The sequence below is a fragment of the Paenibacillus sp. FSL R10-2796 genome (genome assembly GCF_037965315.1).
Taxonomy (GTDB): Bacteria; Bacillota; Bacilli; order Paenibacillales; family Paenibacillaceae; genus Paenibacillus_AQ; species Paenibacillus_AQ odorifer.
Genome location: NZ_CP150178.1, coordinates 833,735 through 849,048 on the forward strand (window position 1 = coordinate 833,735; position 15,314 = coordinate 849,048).

Consider the following 15,314-nt stretch of genomic DNA (forward strand, 5'->3'; position numbering starts at 1 on the left):
TATTCACGGTAATTTTATGTAAAGGGGTTTAAAACAATGAAGTTGAGAAAAAAGGACATATTCTTTGAGACGCTGGAAAATATGGCCGATACTATTGTCCAAGCTGCAGATTATTTTGCTCAGAATATCACTGATCTCCGGAATAATGTCGATAATTTCGCTGCAGAGATGAAAAAGTACGAATCCCAATGTGATACTTACACGCACACCGTCATCAAAGAATTGAACAAGACGTTTATTACGCCGCTTGAACGTGACGACATTATGGACTTGATCACAAGCATGGATGATGTCATCGATGGTCTGGAGGCATCCGCCTCACGTTTCTATATGTACAACCTTCTTGACCCGGATGAATACATTGTACAATTCGCCGAAATCCTTCGTCAGTGTGCTTATGAAATCCAAAAAGCGGTTCATTTGCTCTCCCAGAAGAAGCTGCTTGCGATTCGTGAATATACAATCCGTCTGAATGACCTTGAGAATCAAGGGGACGAAGTGCTTCGTATTTGTACTAAGGTCCTGTTCGAAACTGTAAAAGACCCGATTGAGCTGATTAAACGCAAGGAACTGTATGAGCGGCTCGAGACCACTACAGACAAATGTGAAGATGTAGCCAACATGTTGGAATCGATCATCATGCGCAACTCATAAGGGGTACTAGAATATGGAAACATCTATATGGATTCTTGGAATTGTTATATTTCTCGCGCTTGCGTTTGACTTTATCAATGGATTCCATGATACGGCCAACGCAATTGCTACCTCTGTCTCAACACGTGCCTTAAAACCGCGAACAGCAATTATTATGGCAGCACTGATGAACTTTGTTGGGGCCTTGATGTTTACAGGTGTGGCCAAAAAAATCGGCGGAAGTATCACCGACCCGACCTTGCTTGAAAATGGGTTGGATATCATAATAGCGACGCTGATTGCTTCGATTATTTGGAATTTGATTACTTGGTGGCTCGGGATTCCATCCTCATCGTCTCATGCACTGATCGGCGCTTTAGCGGGTGCAGTATACGTGGGGGCAGGCTCAGCACACATCAATTGGGGCGGGTTTGTGGAAATTGTCGAAGGACTGATTTTCTCCCCAATCATTGCGTTTGTTATTGGTTATATTATCATGACCATCCTGAAATGGATCTTTGCTAAGCGTAGTCCACATACGGTCAACAAGGGCTTCCGCTCTATGCAGGTCCTTACGGCAGCGTTACAGTCGTTCACACATGGTACGAATGATGCGCAAAAAGCGATGGGGATCATTACTTTTGCACTCGTTACCTCAGGACGTCAAGAAACTATGGATGTTATCCCTTTGTGGGTTAAGATAGCTGCAGCTACGGCTATGGCGCTCGGTACCTCCATTGGCGGTTGGAAGATTATTAAGACTATGGGTACGAAGATTTTTAAAATCGAACCTATTAACGGTTTCGCGGCTGATATTTCCGCGGCATCTGTTATTTTCTCAGCAACGCTGCTGCATTTGCCAGTAAGCTCAACGCATGCGATCACATCAGCGATCCTTGGGGTAGGCTCTGCCAAACGTTTCTCTGCAGTGAAATGGGGAGTAGCCGGACGTATTGTGGTCACTTGGTTCATCACGATTCCAATCAGTGCGGTATTAGCAGGTCTGATTTTCAAAATCATTTTTTAAACACCCTTTAATAAAGATGTCAGTTAGCCATTGGGCTGCGGACATCTTTTTTTGTTGTTTGGACATGAGGATGGGTGAAGAATGTACGGTATAAATCCCGTAGAAATGACGAAGTTTGGCGCTAGAGGGGGAATGTACGGTATAAATCCCGTAGAAATGACGAAGTGTGGCGTTGGAGGGGGAATGTACGGTATAAATCCCGTAGAAGTGACGAAGTTTGGCGATGGATGGGGAATGTACGGTATAAATCCCGTAGAAATGACGGAGTTTAGCGCTCGAGGGGGAATGTACGGTATAAATCCCGTAGAAGTGACGAAGTTTGGCGCTGGAGGAAGAGTGTACGGTATAAATCCCGCTGAATTTACGAAATTCGGGGTGGTGACAAAAAGAAGAGCATAATTGCCCTAGAATTAGGGACACTTCGTCGAAGAAGCAGAAATAAAGGCATAAATGCCTTAGAATGGGTGAACTAGCGTCGAAGAAGCAAAAAGAAAGACATAAATGCCTTAGAATTAGTGGAATAGCGTCGAAGAAGCAGAAATAAGGGCATAAATGCCCTACAATTCGTGGAATAGCGTCGAAGAAGCAGAAATAAAGGCATAAATGTCTTAGAATGACGTAACCTGACTTGAATGAAGGTGGACCAGCCCAAAATAACTCAGCCCAGTCCAACTTACCTTATTTCAGCAGAATCCAGCGCACCGAAGTCCAGCCCTGCATAAAGTAACCTAGCCCAAATTAACTCAGCCCAGTCCAACTTACCTCATTTCAACGGAATCCAGCGCACCTTAATCCAGTCCATCGTAACGTAACCTGGCACAAAATAACTCAGCCCAGTCCGACGTAACACATTCCAACGGAACCCAGCGCACCTTAATTCAGTCCATTGTAACGCAACCTGGCACAAACAAATTAACTCAACACAATCCAACTTGCCATTTCAGCGGAATCTACCGCACCGTAGTCCAACCCAACCCAACCCAACCCAACCCAACCCAACCCAACCCAACCCAACCCAACCCAACCCAACCCAACCCAACCCTATTCTCTTTCTCCCTGCTTTTCTGCCGTCCATGAGCATCACTATATTCACAATTCCCACTTGCACTCAACTTTACAGTCAAGAATTGCATCCCTATCCCACGGTCACTATCAGCCCAAAGTAAAACATATGTTACTTACGGTAAATGAACGCGAGGCGATGAACTCAAACTTTTGCGAAATCAAGGTCAGTCTGCTTACGATCGAAGGGTTGTTTACCATCCCTAATGAGCACTTTTTCACCAACTAATTAGTAAAAATAGCGATAGTAATTTACAGCTATGAATTCATCTCACTCATAAACCCGATACCGACAGCAGAGAATAAGGACAGCTCGCCCCCAGCGCAACCAACCTTACACAAATGAATCGAGCATTAACGAACGACGAAGCACCAAATGTTTCTTAGTCTAGCTTGAGCGGTGCTGCTGGTTATGTTTTTTGCTTTTTGGAAGAGTTGTCTTCTTGCTGTACAATAGAGGCGTGGAAGAAGATGAAGCGGAGGAACATTTATGATACGTACACTTGTTGTCACACATAAAGGTGAGGTGCTGACAGAGATCCCTCTGCAAAATATCCGGCTGGAGGATTATGCTTGGATATGGGCAGATTTTGCTACGCCTACGCCAGAAGAAACGCTTTTGCTGGATCAATATTTTCATTTTCACCCCTTAGCGATAGAGGATTGTATGCATGTGTTGCAGCGGCCAAAGCTGGATCATTATGAGAATGTGCAGTTTTTTGTGCTGCATGCACTGAATGAGCGGACGTTGGATGCTGAGGAGGTTGACCTATTTTTAAGCGCGAACTTTCTTGTCTCCTATCACCATCAGGAAAAAGCAGAGATGAATGAAGCGTGGGAACAGGTGAAGAGCGAAATACATAGTCGAAAAGGCTGGTCGGGTGGGCCGATGGCAGCTGCATATACGGTGATGGACAAGCTGGTGGATAAATATTTTCCATGTCTCTACAGTTTAGAGGACGAGCTTGCGGATCTGGAAAGCAGCGGCAGCAGTGAGTCGGTGGAGGAATTGATGAGCCAGGTGTTTGGCGTGCGCGGAAGGCTGCTCAAAATGCGGCGGACGATTGTGCCGATGCGCGACTTGATGTACCGGATCGTGAATTCACAGCATGTCCAGAGCAACGGCGAGGAACGGATTTATTTTGGCGACATTTATGACCATCTGCTAAAACTCTCCGATATGATTGAGGCTGATCGGGAAATGACAGCGGATTTGCGTGACAGCTACATTTCACTCAATTCCAACCGGATGAATTCGATTATGAAAACACTAACGGTAATCACGACGGTATTCATGCCGCTGACGCTTATCGCCGGGATCTACGGGATGAACTTTGTGAAGATGCCTGAACTAGAGTGGAAGTATGGTTATTTTGGTGTGCTGCTGTTTATGCTGGTAGTTGGTTTTGGGATGTTCCGATGGTTTCGACGGAGTGGCTGGTTTAAGTAAAAATAGAGCAGAAGCGCTAACAGCAAATCTCTTTCCTGCGAGAATTGCTGTTTTTCTGATACATAGCTAGAAAACGTCACCGCTATTTGCGGCGACGTTTTCCGGTGGAAGAAGTAGAGCGCCGGCGAGTAGTTGTAGTAGATTTGCGACGGGGTGAGGTGGAGCGCTTTTTTTTGCGGCGATTAGGACTGTACAGGGCGGCATCCTCTTCGGCGGCTAGTGCGCCTGCTGCGCCTTTGTTTTTACCGAAGCTACCCATGAACAGCTTAACCATTGGAGCCATCTGCTGGAAGCCGGACATCACCTTTTGTACTTTACCCATAGAGTTTACGATCCCGTCAATGCCGCCCATACGATCGATGATGCCTTTGATTTGCTCCATATTCCCACCAATTCCGCCACCGCCGCCTAAGCCGCTGAGCAGTCCGGCAAGCCCGCCGCTTGCCTTTGTTGCAGCTTCAGCTGCAGGGAGCGCTAGCGCAGTTTCGGTGGCAGCTTCTGCTCCTAAAGCAGGAAGGATTCCGGTCTCACCTGGGAGAGCTGAGGGCGCATATGAACTGAGGCCGGGGTAGGCAGAGGCATTATACGAATCGCTCAGTGAACGCTGATTCCGGCGGGAATGATTATAGTAATGATCAGGCATAATATCACATTCCTTTGTTAGTGGTCTGCTATACTGTATGTCATGGGCGAACATACGGTATAGACGAATGCCCGGGTAATAGGGATAGGAGCGGAAAAGGGCGTATGCCTATAAACAGGTTAAAGTAGTGAAGAAACCGTGTACGAGCTTGATTTTCGGCGCTTTTGTAGTACTATAGTGTAGGCGATAATTCTTATGTAGAGAAAAATACTTGTATTGGGGTACATAAATGGTGTGCGCGTGGGGTGGACGTTTGTCCATCATTTTCGTTCTTTACAGCGTGAAATCGTTAATGCTTGAAAAATGCGCTCCAGTGCAATATAGTAAAGGCAGGATAGTGACATTAGGTTGATGTTTCCGGAGCTAGTTTTGTACGGAGCTTAATCAGAGAAACTAATGCTGATAGAACTTTTAGGGGATGAAAAATTGATGCAACTTAAGAAGTTAAATGATAAAAGTATAGACCAATTATTTGAAGCCATTTTAACATTAAAGAATATGGAAGAATGTTATGTTTTCTTTGATGATTTGTGCACCGTGAACGAGATTCAATCGCTGTCGCAACGACTGGAAGTAGCGCGTATGCTTGGCAAAGGTTCGACCTACAATCAGATCGAAGCAGAGACAGGAGCAAGTACAGCTACTATTTCCCGTGTAAAACGTTGCCTGAACTACGGAAATGATGGTTATAAATTAACGCTGGAACGTTTGGGACGCTAATTTATGGTACCGGGCGTACTTATTATCAGTCACGGCTCCCGCGACGAGGTTTGGGTGTCGATCGTGGAAGAGGCCGTAAGCGAATTATCGCTAGATGAAGAGATGCCAGTGGTGGTCTCTTTTTTAGAGCTGGTAGAGGGCCGTCTGATTCAAGATGGAATAAATGAACTGGAACATGCAGGGGTCACAGATATAATTGTGATCCCATTGTTCGTTTCCTCGGGAAGCACACATGTCGATGAAATAGAATATGCACTAGGGGCTAAACCTGCACCTGAACGTGAGACCGATTTAGAGCCGTTCCACGTGAAGGCTAAGGTTCACTATGGTTATCCTGTCGACGATGACCCGGACATCGCTGTGATGATCTGGGACAAGCTCCGTAAGCTGTCTACGGAACCTGAACGTGAGACGATTCTGTTGGTAGGTCACGGCAGCATTTATGATGGCTTCCGCCAGCGTTGGCAGCAGGGCATCTCTTCACTGGCAGGACGTGTACGTGAGGTGAGCGGCGTAGCAGCTGCCGATTACGGTCTGCTGAATCCGGACAGTGTAAGAAGCAAAGTGGAGTATTGGCAGGAGCAGGGTCACGAGGTTTTGGTGGCGCCGCTTTTTTTGAGTGAAGGTTATTTCACTAAACATGTGGTTCCGAACAGACTTAAAGGGTTAACCTATAAGTATTCTGGCCAGACGCTTTTGCCGCACCCGCTTCTTCCGCATTGGATTGAGAGACAGGTAGAGACACTCCTCGAACAGATTCGAAAAAAGAGTTAAAAAGCTTCCTTTTTAGCCCACTTAATCATGAAAAATAGTGCCCATTTCCGTGGATAATACGGGATTTGCTGCATAGACATATATATAGTTGTTTTTGCCTAATAAGGTGTCGTGAATTGTTGTATAATGGAATATTTACGATAAATGTCCTCTGACATTGATTGTAGTGGTCCGAATTAGGTATAATCAATTAGGTTATTCTATTATAAAAAACAGGTGGCGTTCCGGTAATGAAAACTGCGAGATTGATTTATAATCCCACTTCTGGACGGGAAGAAATGAAGAAGCGGCTCGCCGACATTTTGGACCGGCTGGATACGGGTGGCATTGAAGCCTCCTGCCATGCAACGACCGGAGAAGGCGATGCTATGTTAGCTGCTGCGGATGCAGTAGAGCGCGGTTATGATCTAATCATAGCAGCCGGTGGGGATGGCACTTTAAATGAGGTTATCAATGGTATGGCGGAGAAACCTAATCTCCCCCCGCTTGGCGTATTGCCACTTGGGACTACCAATGATTTTGCACGTGCGATGGGGATCCCGAAGAATTGGGAAGATTCCGTTGATTTAATCCTTCGTCAAGAGTCGCGTCCGATTGATATCGGTAAAGCCAATGATCGTTATTTCATTAATATAGCAGGCGGTGGCAGTCTAACCGAACTGACCTATGAAGTTCCAAGTAAGCTGAAGACCATGATAGGGCAGCTTGCGTACTATTTAAAAGGTATTGAAAAAATGGTCAGCCTATCTCCTCAGGAACTAATCATTCGTGCCAATGGGCAGGAGGTTATTCATGATGAGTTCATGCTGTTCCTGATTGCAAATACGAATTCTGTCGGCGGCTTTGAAAAACTTGCCCCCGGCGCTCGAATCGATGACGGTCTGTTAGATGTTATTGCGGTTAAAAAATGCAACCTGGCAGAGTTTGTCCGTTTGGTTAGATTGGCCCTTCGTGGCGAGCATTTGCAGGATAAAAAGGTTGTGTATTTCCGTACGGATGCAATGGATGTAATCTCTCCAGGGCATGTCCAATTGAACTTGGATGGAGAACTTGGCGGAGAGCTGCCGGGTCGTTTTCGGATTTTGCCGCAGCATCTGCGGATTTTTGCTCAGAATAATTAGGTTGATTGAAAGCAAGAGTGTGGGATTATACAGCGATGATAATGAAAGAAGTGAACTATAAATAATGAGTAAACACCGCAGTGGACGCAGCACCAGCCGCCCAGCCGGCAAGGCGCCTGTCGCCGGACTGCCTGTGAATAAAAATGATGAGGTTATGCTCGATATTATCGGCATGACCCATGAAGGTGAAGGGGTAGGCCGCGTAGAAGGCTTTACCCTTTTTGTGCAGGGAGCCCTTCCCGGAGAGAAAGTCCGGGCAAAGGTGCTTAAGACCAAAAAGCAGTATGGCTACGCCAAGCTGCTTAATATAGTAGAAGCGAGCAGCGCCCGCATCGCAGCGCCTTGCGAGATCTATGACCAATGCGGCGGCTGCCAACTGCAGCATATGGACTACACTGCTCAGCTGGCGTGGAAACGGCAGCTGGTGGTGGACAACCTGGAGCGGATTGGGAAGCTTCGGGTGAGTGGTGGCGGGGATAGCGGAAAGAGCAAAGAGAATGAAGCTGTTGAGAGTCAGATAGATAGTGCTAACGATGGTGGCATCGTGGATGGTACGACTGATGGCGCTGGAGTAGCTCAGACAGATGGCATTCTTGTTCGCCCTACACTCGGCATGGACGAACCTTGGCGTTACCGCAACAAGGCTCAGGTACCAATTGGTGTAACCGAAGGCGGTCTTGTAGGAGGCTTCTACGCACGCGGAAGTCACCGTATCATCGATATGGAAACCTGCTTAATCCAGCATGAGGATAATGATGACGTTGTGCGCAAGGTGAAAGACATCGGCAGAGAACTTGGCATCTCTGCTTATAGTGAAGAAACCGGTCGTGGCTTGCTGCGCCATGTCGTCGTGAAGAAAGCTTTCCGCACCGGTGAAATGATGGTCGTCCTCGTAACCAACGGTCGCGACATCCCACACCTGGACGCCTGGCTTGGCAGCATCCGCGAACAGCTGCGGGATGTAGTCAGCATATGCCAGAACGTCAACACTCAGCGCACGAATGTCATCTTCGGTGGCGAAACTCGCGTCCTGTGGGGCAGAGATGTCATCTATGACTACATCGGCGATGTACAGTTCGCTATCTCAGCACGTTCGTTCTATCAAGTGAACCCGGCACAGACCGAAGTGCTGTACGGTAAAACCGTTGAATATGCCGGACTAACTGGCAACGAAACGGTTATTGATGCCTATTGCGGCATCGGTACGATCTCCCTCTTTCTAGCACAGCACGCAGCCAAGGTATATGGAGTAGAGATTGTGCCTGAGGCAATTGAGGATGCTCGGGCGAATGCGAAGTTAAATGAGATGAAGAATGTAGTGTTCGAGGTTGGTGCCTCTGAGGATGTAATCCCTAACTGGAAAGAGCAGGGGATTACGGCGGATGTTATCGTTGTCGATCCACCGCGTAAGGGCTGCGATCCGCGGTTGTTAGAGACGATTCTGGCGATGAAGCCAGAGCGTGTGGTGTATGTGTCGTGTAATCCATCGACACTGGCAAGAGACTTGCGGGTGCTCGAAGATGGAGGGTACAAGACAGTGGAGGTAACTCCGGTGGACATGTTCCCGCATACGAGTCATATAGAATCCGTCGCTTTGTTGGTGAGGGATGAAACAGTAAAGTAAAACCCTTATTGTTATTAGATTTTCTGATATAATACAGTTCTGAGTTATTAGTAGTACAGGGATTCGAAAACAGTCTTGATGTAAAATTGATGTAAAAATCGACCGGATATCAGCCTAAATAAACAGAAGACGCTAGGAAACTCCTAGGCGTCTTCGTTATTCTTGTGCAGTTTTTAATGTAAAGAGCGACTCAAATTTATCAGCTGCTGCTTGGTCGGCAGTGCGGAGAGCGTGGCCGTAAATGTTCATTGTTGTGGTGATACTTCCGTGCCCAAGTCGCTCCGAAATGATTTTGGCATGGACGCCTTGGTTAATCAAAATTGTAGCTGAGGTATGACGAAGGTCATGAAATCGGATGTACCGGAATCCGTTCTTCTTAACGAACTGTCGAAACCAAAGATAGGGCCGCTCATGATGGAAAGGTTGTCCATCAGGATGTGAGAACATGAACAACCAATTTCCGCCCCGCCAGACATCCCTAATCTCATTTCGTTCTTTCATTCTATAGTCGTAATATTCCTTTAGTTCCTTGAGCATGGAGCTAGGTAAAGCAACTTTTCGAATGGATTTCTTTGTTTTAGGTTGCTTTACAATGATGTCGCCTTTTAAAGCGTGAATCATGGTTTGTGAAACATCTAAAACGCCTGTGCTAAAATCAAGGTGCTTCCATTCAAGACCAAGCAACTCACTCCTTCGTAAACCGGATGTAAGGGCTAATGTGATCATGATCCTCCAGTGATAAGGCTCACGTTGCAAGGAGCGAAGCATCTGTTCAACCTCTGCCTCATCGTAAGGAATAATCTCTTTTGAATCAACTTTTGGTTTTTGTACATCACTGACCGGATTTCGCTTGATAATTCTCCATTCAACCGCCCGTTTGAGAATATTTTTTAAGATGCGGTGCTGTATTTCAATAGTTCCAGTGGCCAACCCGCCGCTTTTTTTATCTCCACGACTACCATCTTTTTCTAGTTTACTAAGAAAATCTAAGATATGAAGAGGCTTGATATCCTCTAATCGCAGGTGGTGAAAAGTAGGGAGGATTCTGTTCTTTAAATTGGATTCGTAAGTATATAAGGTCTTATATCCAAGATGTTTAATGGCATATTTATCACGCCATTCTTCAACAAATGCTCCAAATGTCATTTTCTGAGGCGCAATATATTCCCCGGCCTCAACCTCTTGGCGAAATTTTGCATATTCGCTTTCAGCTTCTCTTTTGGTTCGGCAATAAACTGTTTTCGTACGGCGAATATATTTTCCATCGTGATTTTTTCCAATACTCACAGTCAAAAACCATGAATTGTCACCGCGCTTTTGAATGTTAGCCAAATTGTAATTCCCCCTCTCGTTGCATACATGTACAACTATATTTTTCCCAATTTATATACAGGCAAAACATCAAAGAGGATGATTAATGAATCATTAAAAAAGAAAAAGCCCTGGTCGTTTTAACGGGAACTCGCAGACTCATTTATATTTGGCACAGAAGACGCTTAATTATCAATTAAAACAAAACAAGCGATCAATCGAGGTAAAAGGTTTGACGGCCTTCTCGAAGATCGCTTGTTTTCCAGTGACCACGCTTAGTCATAACAATGTTTTATCATAAATCAACCAAATCAAACATCGGATTGCTTTATTTAAGCATTGGTTAATTATTAAGAGATATCATGTTTAGATCAGAATCTTGGATAAGTCATTCAGTGGCGGGATATAAGGTAATGTTGTAGACATTATCTGATGTCCAAGCTGCCTTTGAATTTCAACCATATTCATTCCTACTGATTGCATGAGATAGCCAGCTGTACGTCTCAAATCATGAGGAGTTACAGTCCTGGATAAATTTGCTTCCATACATAAATTGTTCAGAATTACTCGCAACGCTTTATAGGTTAGTGGTTTATCTTTCTGAAAAAATAGTTTGTCATTTCCTTTTTCTTCCCAAGCGATATAATTCGGATGATTAATATACCTTTTAAGCTCTTCAGATAGAGCAGTTGTGATGCTGGTAGAACGAGCATCATTTTTTTGTTTGTGTATAATCAATACCATCCTGTTCTCGAGGTTAATACTCGTTCGAGAAACGAATCTAACTTCTGAATTCCTAACCCCAGTAACAAGCATAAACCAGATCAAAACGAACTCCTGACGAAAGAAAGGTTCTTTTTTTAAGGCAGCGCCGAGAAGAGCAAGGCATTCCTCTTTTGAAAGTGCAGTATTTTTGATCGGTCGGTTGTAATATGGATTTGGATAATCCTCCATCGGATTATGTCTAATTAACTCCATATCATATAGAAATTTAAAGAAATTTTTTAATGAACTGATCGCATTGTACATAACATTCTTCGTTGCCTGATAATCGACACGAAGGTACTCTACAAATTGGTCAATAAAGTATTGCTGAATGGGACGAAAGGAGCCGGGATGCTTTTGGCTGCCATGGAACCTATCGAAATCAAGCTCGCCTTCAAACCCTCTCAAATGTAAATACTTTTCGAATTTTCGTAGGTCGCGTTCTACATAATTCTTCGCCGTAAGATCTACATGCTCATGCCAAAATTTATAGTACTTTGATTCAAATAATACGTTATTCATCATTCGGACCTCCTAGAAAAAATCACTGACTTTTAGATTTCCCAGTGGATGCTGATTGATCACTTTGACAAGCATGCTGTCAAACATTTTAAGATAAACGAGCGTTGAGCTGAGCCATTTGTGCCTAAGCAGCTCTTGAATGGTGTATATATTTACACCAGACTCCAGCAAATAAAGGGCAAATGAATGACGAAGGGAGTGAACAGATAGCTGATAAACCCGTTTATCATCCTCCGTAATCGATGATGCCTCATCAATGAGATTGCTAAACATTTTTTGAATGGTACTCTCATGCAGCGGTGAGATCCCTTTATCGTCGGAAAATACATATCGTTCAGTATAATCAGGAGAGTGCTTAATAGAGCCGTATCTAAAATTTACATATTTACATAACAGCTCAAGCGAAAAATTAGTGATTTTACATGGAGTTTTAAAATCCTTTGCTCCCTTTGAACGAATGTAAATATCTTGCGTCTGAGGTTTTATGTCCCCAATCTGCAGAGTACATAATTCACTGAGGCGAATTCCGGTTCCAAGGAAAGTCCATAAAATGATAAAATTTCGATGGGATTCGCGACCTAATCTTGCTAGCATCATCAACTCATCAATTTGTTCTTTGGTGAAAGCACGTGGTACACGTCTTTTATCAACTTCTACTTTCAAGACCCGCTTTAGTTTATCTATTTTCTCTTCATAGAAGTTTTCAAGAATGGTTCGCAAAAAGCTTCTTAAAAATGCAGCCTTTTTGCTTCGAGTATTCTTATTTTTTACCGGCTTCAGATAATCACTTAAAAATTGAGATGTGCAGATCGTTTTGAAATCTGGATCTTGATCGAAATGTTGATTGCAGAATTTTACAAACAAATTCATTTCATAGCGGTAAGCTATTTGTGATTTTTCCGCAAGTTCTGTAAAGGAATCACTAGAAAAATAAAATTCGATTGAATCAGAGAGCATCACATGTTCTGCAGTTTTTTCGTTATTAGTGACTTTTGGAATCCAATCCATTTGATTTAAGGCATGCAGAAATTTATGGGGTCCGTAGGCTTCTGCTATTTCTTTAATCTTATCCTCTATTAAAAGGTCCATTTCAAATTCCTTATCGTAAATAGGCATGCTCATTTGCCTCCTTGGTACGAATAATTAAGCTTGTTAATTTCTTGAGCTAGCCAATTCGTTTTCTGATTTAGGTGTGTATATAAGCTAACCGTATCCATCTTAACTACCCTGGAAAGTGCTTGAAGTGCTTGTGGTGGCGGATTTTGGCCTGCTAGATTAGTCACGAAACAGTGGCGGAACAAATGCAGTCCGCCAGTGAAAGTCCAGCCAGCGATAAGACTATATAATTTGTAGTTGTTTTGAAGTTCCCGTATAGCCCTTTTTGGATCATCGCCAAATAAGTATTTTGACGTTGAAGGAATACTCCGGATCATTTGTAAATCACGATAAAGTTTTCCCGCCAGTGGTAGTTCGTGATGTTTTCCGCCTTTGCTGTGAATACAAATCGTTCGGATTCCCATATTAATGTCATTCCATGATACTTGCGAGACCTCCATAGAGCGTAATCCAAGTGTAAGCATAAATTGAAAAGCGATCCGCTCCAAAAGTGGATTTTCGGAGTATGTTTCAATTACATTAAAAAACGCAGTGATCTGTTCTTCAGTAGGCAGATTCCTATAACGATATCGAGACGCTTTGATGGATTTAATTTTTCTAGACGGGTCTGGAAACCCGAAACTCTTATGCAAAAATAGAAAGAAGCTTTTAATGGCATAGATACATTCACTGATAGTAATTGAGCTGTACTCTCCTTTTCGTTGTTTCTTTAGAAGGTAGGAGCGAAATTCTTGTAGGTGTATCTCTTTAATAGATAAGATTGGAACTGTATGAGATTCATATTCTGCGAAATCCTTCATATTGTTAACCAACCAAAACAGCATAGCATTGATGTGAGTTGTGACTCTTGCTATGGTAAGTTCGGATTTTCCTTCTTTTGTTAACTGCTTCATATACATATCAATTTTCGGATGAACTGGTTTTACTTTACGCGTTCTTCGCGGAGTAAAAAGAAGGCGATAATTTTCTGTATCGTGCAGGACAGTCTGTTTAGCATACTGAACTACAAACGCTATAAGATGTTGCTTTTTAATGGTTGTTGTGAATGATGTAGACAAGTACGTTAAGACTTTATTCTCCATAAGGTGCTCATCTGAAATTTCACTGACAGGTATCTTTAGATAGGCAGCAATTTTTTTTGCTAATTCTAAGACCACGATATACTCGTTATAAAAAGCAAAGGCATCATTCGTTATCTTCTGATTGAGATAATCTTTTAACTGTTTTGTTGGAATATCGAGTATTACTTTGTTTTCCCATATCCAGTGGTTGATTTCTTGACGTCCAATGTGGATATTGACCGGTGTTTCTGATAATTGAAGATTGTTCGCGTACAGCATGTTCTCAATCCTCGCTCGGGTTATTTTTCTAATATCATGATTGTCACTACAGCGGGTAAACATACCTTCATTGAGAAGAATCTTTTCGGCTAAAGAAGCAATCTGCCGAAAAGATTCTTGGTTTTTTGTGTATTCCAGATTGTTGATCTGATGAGGGTTTTGGTACGAAGTTTTTGATTTTTCAAAATGATCCACCTAGATTTCCTCCATTCATGTCCTTTTGATACTTAGCATTGACACGAATGGGGTGGAGGTCTGTTTTTCTTAGTTCAACTAAATTAGAAGATAACTTGAAGAATTCTTACAATATCTATTTCAGTCTGTGGTATTCCGTATTTTCTCGATACTCTTTCAGTTCGTGAAGCATTCCTTCGTATGAAGGTAATGATTCGTTTTTAGGGATGATGACCCATAACGCTCGTTTGGATAGCGGCTTAAATGGACGATATGTTGTAAATAGGTATTTAGCCATCGGAAACAGTTTCAGAAGTGCTTCCCGAAGCAACTTATCGATTATAGGTTCGTAATTTAAATGAAATTCAAAGTAATCAAACTCGGGGTACGTCGTCACCCAGCGTCCAGTCAAAGCAGTAGATTCCTCTTGGAACAACTCTGGGGCATTTATAATCACGTATCCTCTTATGCTCAATACTTTTGATCTTTCATTCGCTAGATCATTAAGGTGTATTTTTTTAGATACTCTTTCTTCAAAATACTCTGGTGATTCTGAATAAGAATATGGATCAGGAATTTCATAATTGACAAGCTGCCACGGGTGCTCAAAGAGAACACTAAGTTGAAATGGCCGCGGCCATTTTGGGTTGGTAGATTCATTAAATAGATTACTGACTGCACCACTTGATAGATCTAGCTCTTCCATAATATTTGTCCGTTCGAGTCTGTAGAGGTTAGCACATAACTCCCGCCTAAAGTTAAGGCTTGGATCCTTCATCAGCTTTTCCCAATGCTCTTTAGAACTTTGCAAAATAAGCAGTTCATAATGCCAAAGATTTAGAATCTTATTTCTTGCTTTCACAACTGCACTTTTAACAGGCTCTATTTTCTGGGTCTCAATTAAATATATGTTATAGTTCTCGTGTACTTCGTTGCGATTTATCTTATACATTATTGGATTAAGTTTCATATAATCATCACCACTAACCATGATATCGCAGTTTTAGGAGTGTTATTGGAATTCTTAGTTCG

At 43.2% G+C, this 15,314-nt stretch carries 14 protein-coding genes; 8 read left to right on the plus strand and 6 right to left on the minus strand.

Annotation, left to right across the window (positions count from 1 at the left end; translation table 11 throughout):
• The first annotated feature begins 36 nt into the window (after positions 1 to 36).
• From NST58_RS03840 to corA, 4 genes are all read left to right on the plus strand, one after another.
• A complete protein-coding gene (locus NST58_RS03840; RefSeq protein ID WP_036686871.1) occupies positions 37 to 654 on the plus strand; it encodes a DUF47 family protein in 618 nt (205 codons plus the stop codon).
• 13 nt (positions 655 to 667) lie between these two features.
• Positions 668 to 1,660 (plus strand): inorganic phosphate transporter, encoded by a 993-nt coding sequence (locus NST58_RS03845; protein WP_036686873.1) that lies wholly within the window; start codon positions 668 to 670, stop codon positions 1,658 to 1,660.
• Positions 1,661 to 1,741: 81 nt separating this feature from the next.
• Positions 1,742 to 2,059, plus strand: a complete 318-nt coding sequence (locus NST58_RS03850; protein ID WP_280753612.1) for a hypothetical protein — start codon at positions 1,742 to 1,744, stop codon at positions 2,057 to 2,059.
• A 1,153-nt stretch (positions 2,060 to 3,212) separates the two neighbouring features.
• Positions 3,213 to 4,172 (plus strand): magnesium/cobalt transporter CorA, encoded by a 960-nt coding sequence (corA, locus tag NST58_RS03855; protein ID WP_076136897.1) that lies wholly within the window; start codon positions 3,213 to 3,215, stop codon positions 4,170 to 4,172.
• Between the two features lie 82 nt (positions 4,173 to 4,254).
• Here corA and NST58_RS03860 read toward each other — a convergent pair whose 3' ends face one another.
• Entirely contained in the window at positions 4,255 to 4,815 is a 561-nt protein-coding gene (locus tag NST58_RS03860; RefSeq protein ID WP_038568686.1) for a hypothetical protein, read from the minus strand.
• 429 nt (positions 4,816 to 5,244) lie between these two features.
• Between NST58_RS03860 and NST58_RS03865 the strand changes: the two genes are divergently transcribed.
• From NST58_RS03865 to rlmD, 4 genes are all read left to right on the plus strand, one after another.
• The gene (locus NST58_RS03865) at positions 5,245 to 5,535 is read left to right on the plus strand and encodes a YerC/YecD family TrpR-related protein (RefSeq protein ID WP_019913624.1); all 291 of its coding nucleotides are present in this window, start codon (positions 5,245 to 5,247) and stop codon (positions 5,533 to 5,535) included.
• A gap of 3 nt (positions 5,536 to 5,538) precedes the next feature.
• On the plus strand, positions 5,539 to 6,309 hold the full coding sequence (locus NST58_RS03870) for a CbiX/SirB N-terminal domain-containing protein (RefSeq protein ID WP_036680721.1): 771 nt from the start codon (positions 5,539 to 5,541) through the stop codon (positions 6,307 to 6,309).
• Between the two features lie 230 nt (positions 6,310 to 6,539).
• On the plus strand, positions 6,540 to 7,430 hold the full coding sequence (locus NST58_RS03875; protein WP_036680719.1) for a diacylglycerol kinase: 891 nt from the start codon (positions 6,540 to 6,542) through the stop codon (positions 7,428 to 7,430).
• 64 nt (positions 7,431 to 7,494) lie between these two features.
• The gene (rlmD, locus tag NST58_RS03880) at positions 7,495 to 9,054 is read left to right on the plus strand and encodes a 23S rRNA (uracil(1939)-C(5))-methyltransferase RlmD (RefSeq protein ID WP_339246298.1); all 1,560 of its coding nucleotides are present in this window, start codon (positions 7,495 to 7,497) and stop codon (positions 9,052 to 9,054) included.
• 156 nt (positions 9,055 to 9,210) lie between these two features.
• Here rlmD and NST58_RS03885 read toward each other — a convergent pair whose 3' ends face one another.
• From NST58_RS03885 to NST58_RS03905, 5 genes are all read right to left on the minus strand, one after another.
• Positions 9,211 to 10,386, minus strand: a complete 1,176-nt coding sequence (locus tag NST58_RS03885) for a site-specific integrase (protein ID WP_339246300.1) — start codon at positions 10,384 to 10,386, stop codon at positions 9,211 to 9,213.
• A gap of 345 nt (positions 10,387 to 10,731) precedes the next feature.
• Positions 10,732 to 11,655 (minus strand): site-specific integrase, encoded by a 924-nt coding sequence (locus NST58_RS03890; protein ID WP_339246302.1) that lies wholly within the window; start codon positions 11,653 to 11,655, stop codon positions 10,732 to 10,734.
• Between the two features lie 9 nt (positions 11,656 to 11,664).
• Positions 11,665 to 12,768: a tyrosine-type recombinase/integrase gene (locus NST58_RS03895; RefSeq protein ID WP_339246305.1), complete on the minus strand. Its 1,104-nt coding sequence runs from the start codon at positions 12,766 to 12,768 to the stop codon at positions 11,665 to 11,667.
• Between the two features lie 2 nt (positions 12,769 to 12,770).
• Positions 12,771 to 14,303, minus strand: coding sequence for a site-specific integrase (locus tag NST58_RS03900; RefSeq protein WP_339246307.1), 1,533 nt, complete (start codon positions 14,301 to 14,303; stop codon positions 12,771 to 12,773).
• Between the two features lie 115 nt (positions 14,304 to 14,418).
• Positions 14,419 to 15,252 carry a hypothetical protein gene (locus NST58_RS03905; protein ID WP_339246310.1) on the minus strand — a complete coding sequence of 278 codons (834 nt, stop codon included), beginning with the start codon at positions 15,250 to 15,252 and terminating at the stop codon, positions 14,419 to 14,421.
• Positions 15,253 to 15,314 lie beyond the last annotated feature (62 nt).

What these genes read in the sequence shown, in the direction of transcription:
- NST58_RS03840 (WP_036686871.1), top strand. Translation starts at nt 37, where the DNA reads ATGAAGTTGAGAAAAAAGGACATATTCTTTGAGACGCTGGAAAATATG.
- NST58_RS03845 (WP_036686873.1), top strand. Translation starts at nt 668, where the DNA reads ATGGAAACATCTATATGGATTCTTGGAATTGTTATATTTCTCGCGCTT.
- NST58_RS03850 (WP_280753612.1), top strand. Translation starts at nt 1,742, where the DNA reads ATGTACGGTATAAATCCCGTAGAAATGACGAAGTTTGGCGCTAGAGGG.
- corA (WP_076136897.1), top strand. Translation starts at nt 3,213, where the DNA reads ATGATACGTACACTTGTTGTCACACATAAAGGTGAGGTGCTGACAGAG.
- NST58_RS03860 (WP_038568686.1), bottom strand. Translation starts at nt 4,815, where the DNA reads ATGCCTGATCATTACTATAATCATTCCCGCCGGAATCAGCGTTCACTG.
- NST58_RS03865 (WP_019913624.1), top strand. Translation starts at nt 5,245, where the DNA reads ATGCAACTTAAGAAGTTAAATGATAAAAGTATAGACCAATTATTTGAA.
- NST58_RS03870 (WP_036680721.1), top strand. Translation starts at nt 5,539, where the DNA reads ATGGTACCGGGCGTACTTATTATCAGTCACGGCTCCCGCGACGAGGTT.
- NST58_RS03875 (WP_036680719.1), top strand. Translation starts at nt 6,540, where the DNA reads ATGAAAACTGCGAGATTGATTTATAATCCCACTTCTGGACGGGAAGAA.
- rlmD (WP_339246298.1), top strand. Translation starts at nt 7,495, where the DNA reads ATGAGTAAACACCGCAGTGGACGCAGCACCAGCCGCCCAGCCGGCAAG.
- NST58_RS03890 (WP_339246302.1), bottom strand. Translation starts at nt 11,655, where the DNA reads ATGATGAATAACGTATTATTTGAATCAAAGTACTATAAATTTTGGCAT.
- NST58_RS03895 (WP_339246305.1), bottom strand. Translation starts at nt 12,768, where the DNA reads ATGCCTATTTACGATAAGGAATTTGAAATGGACCTTTTAATAGAGGAT.
- NST58_RS03905 (WP_339246310.1), bottom strand. Translation starts at nt 15,252, where the DNA reads ATGAAACTTAATCCAATAATGTATAAGATAAATCGCAACGAAGTACAC.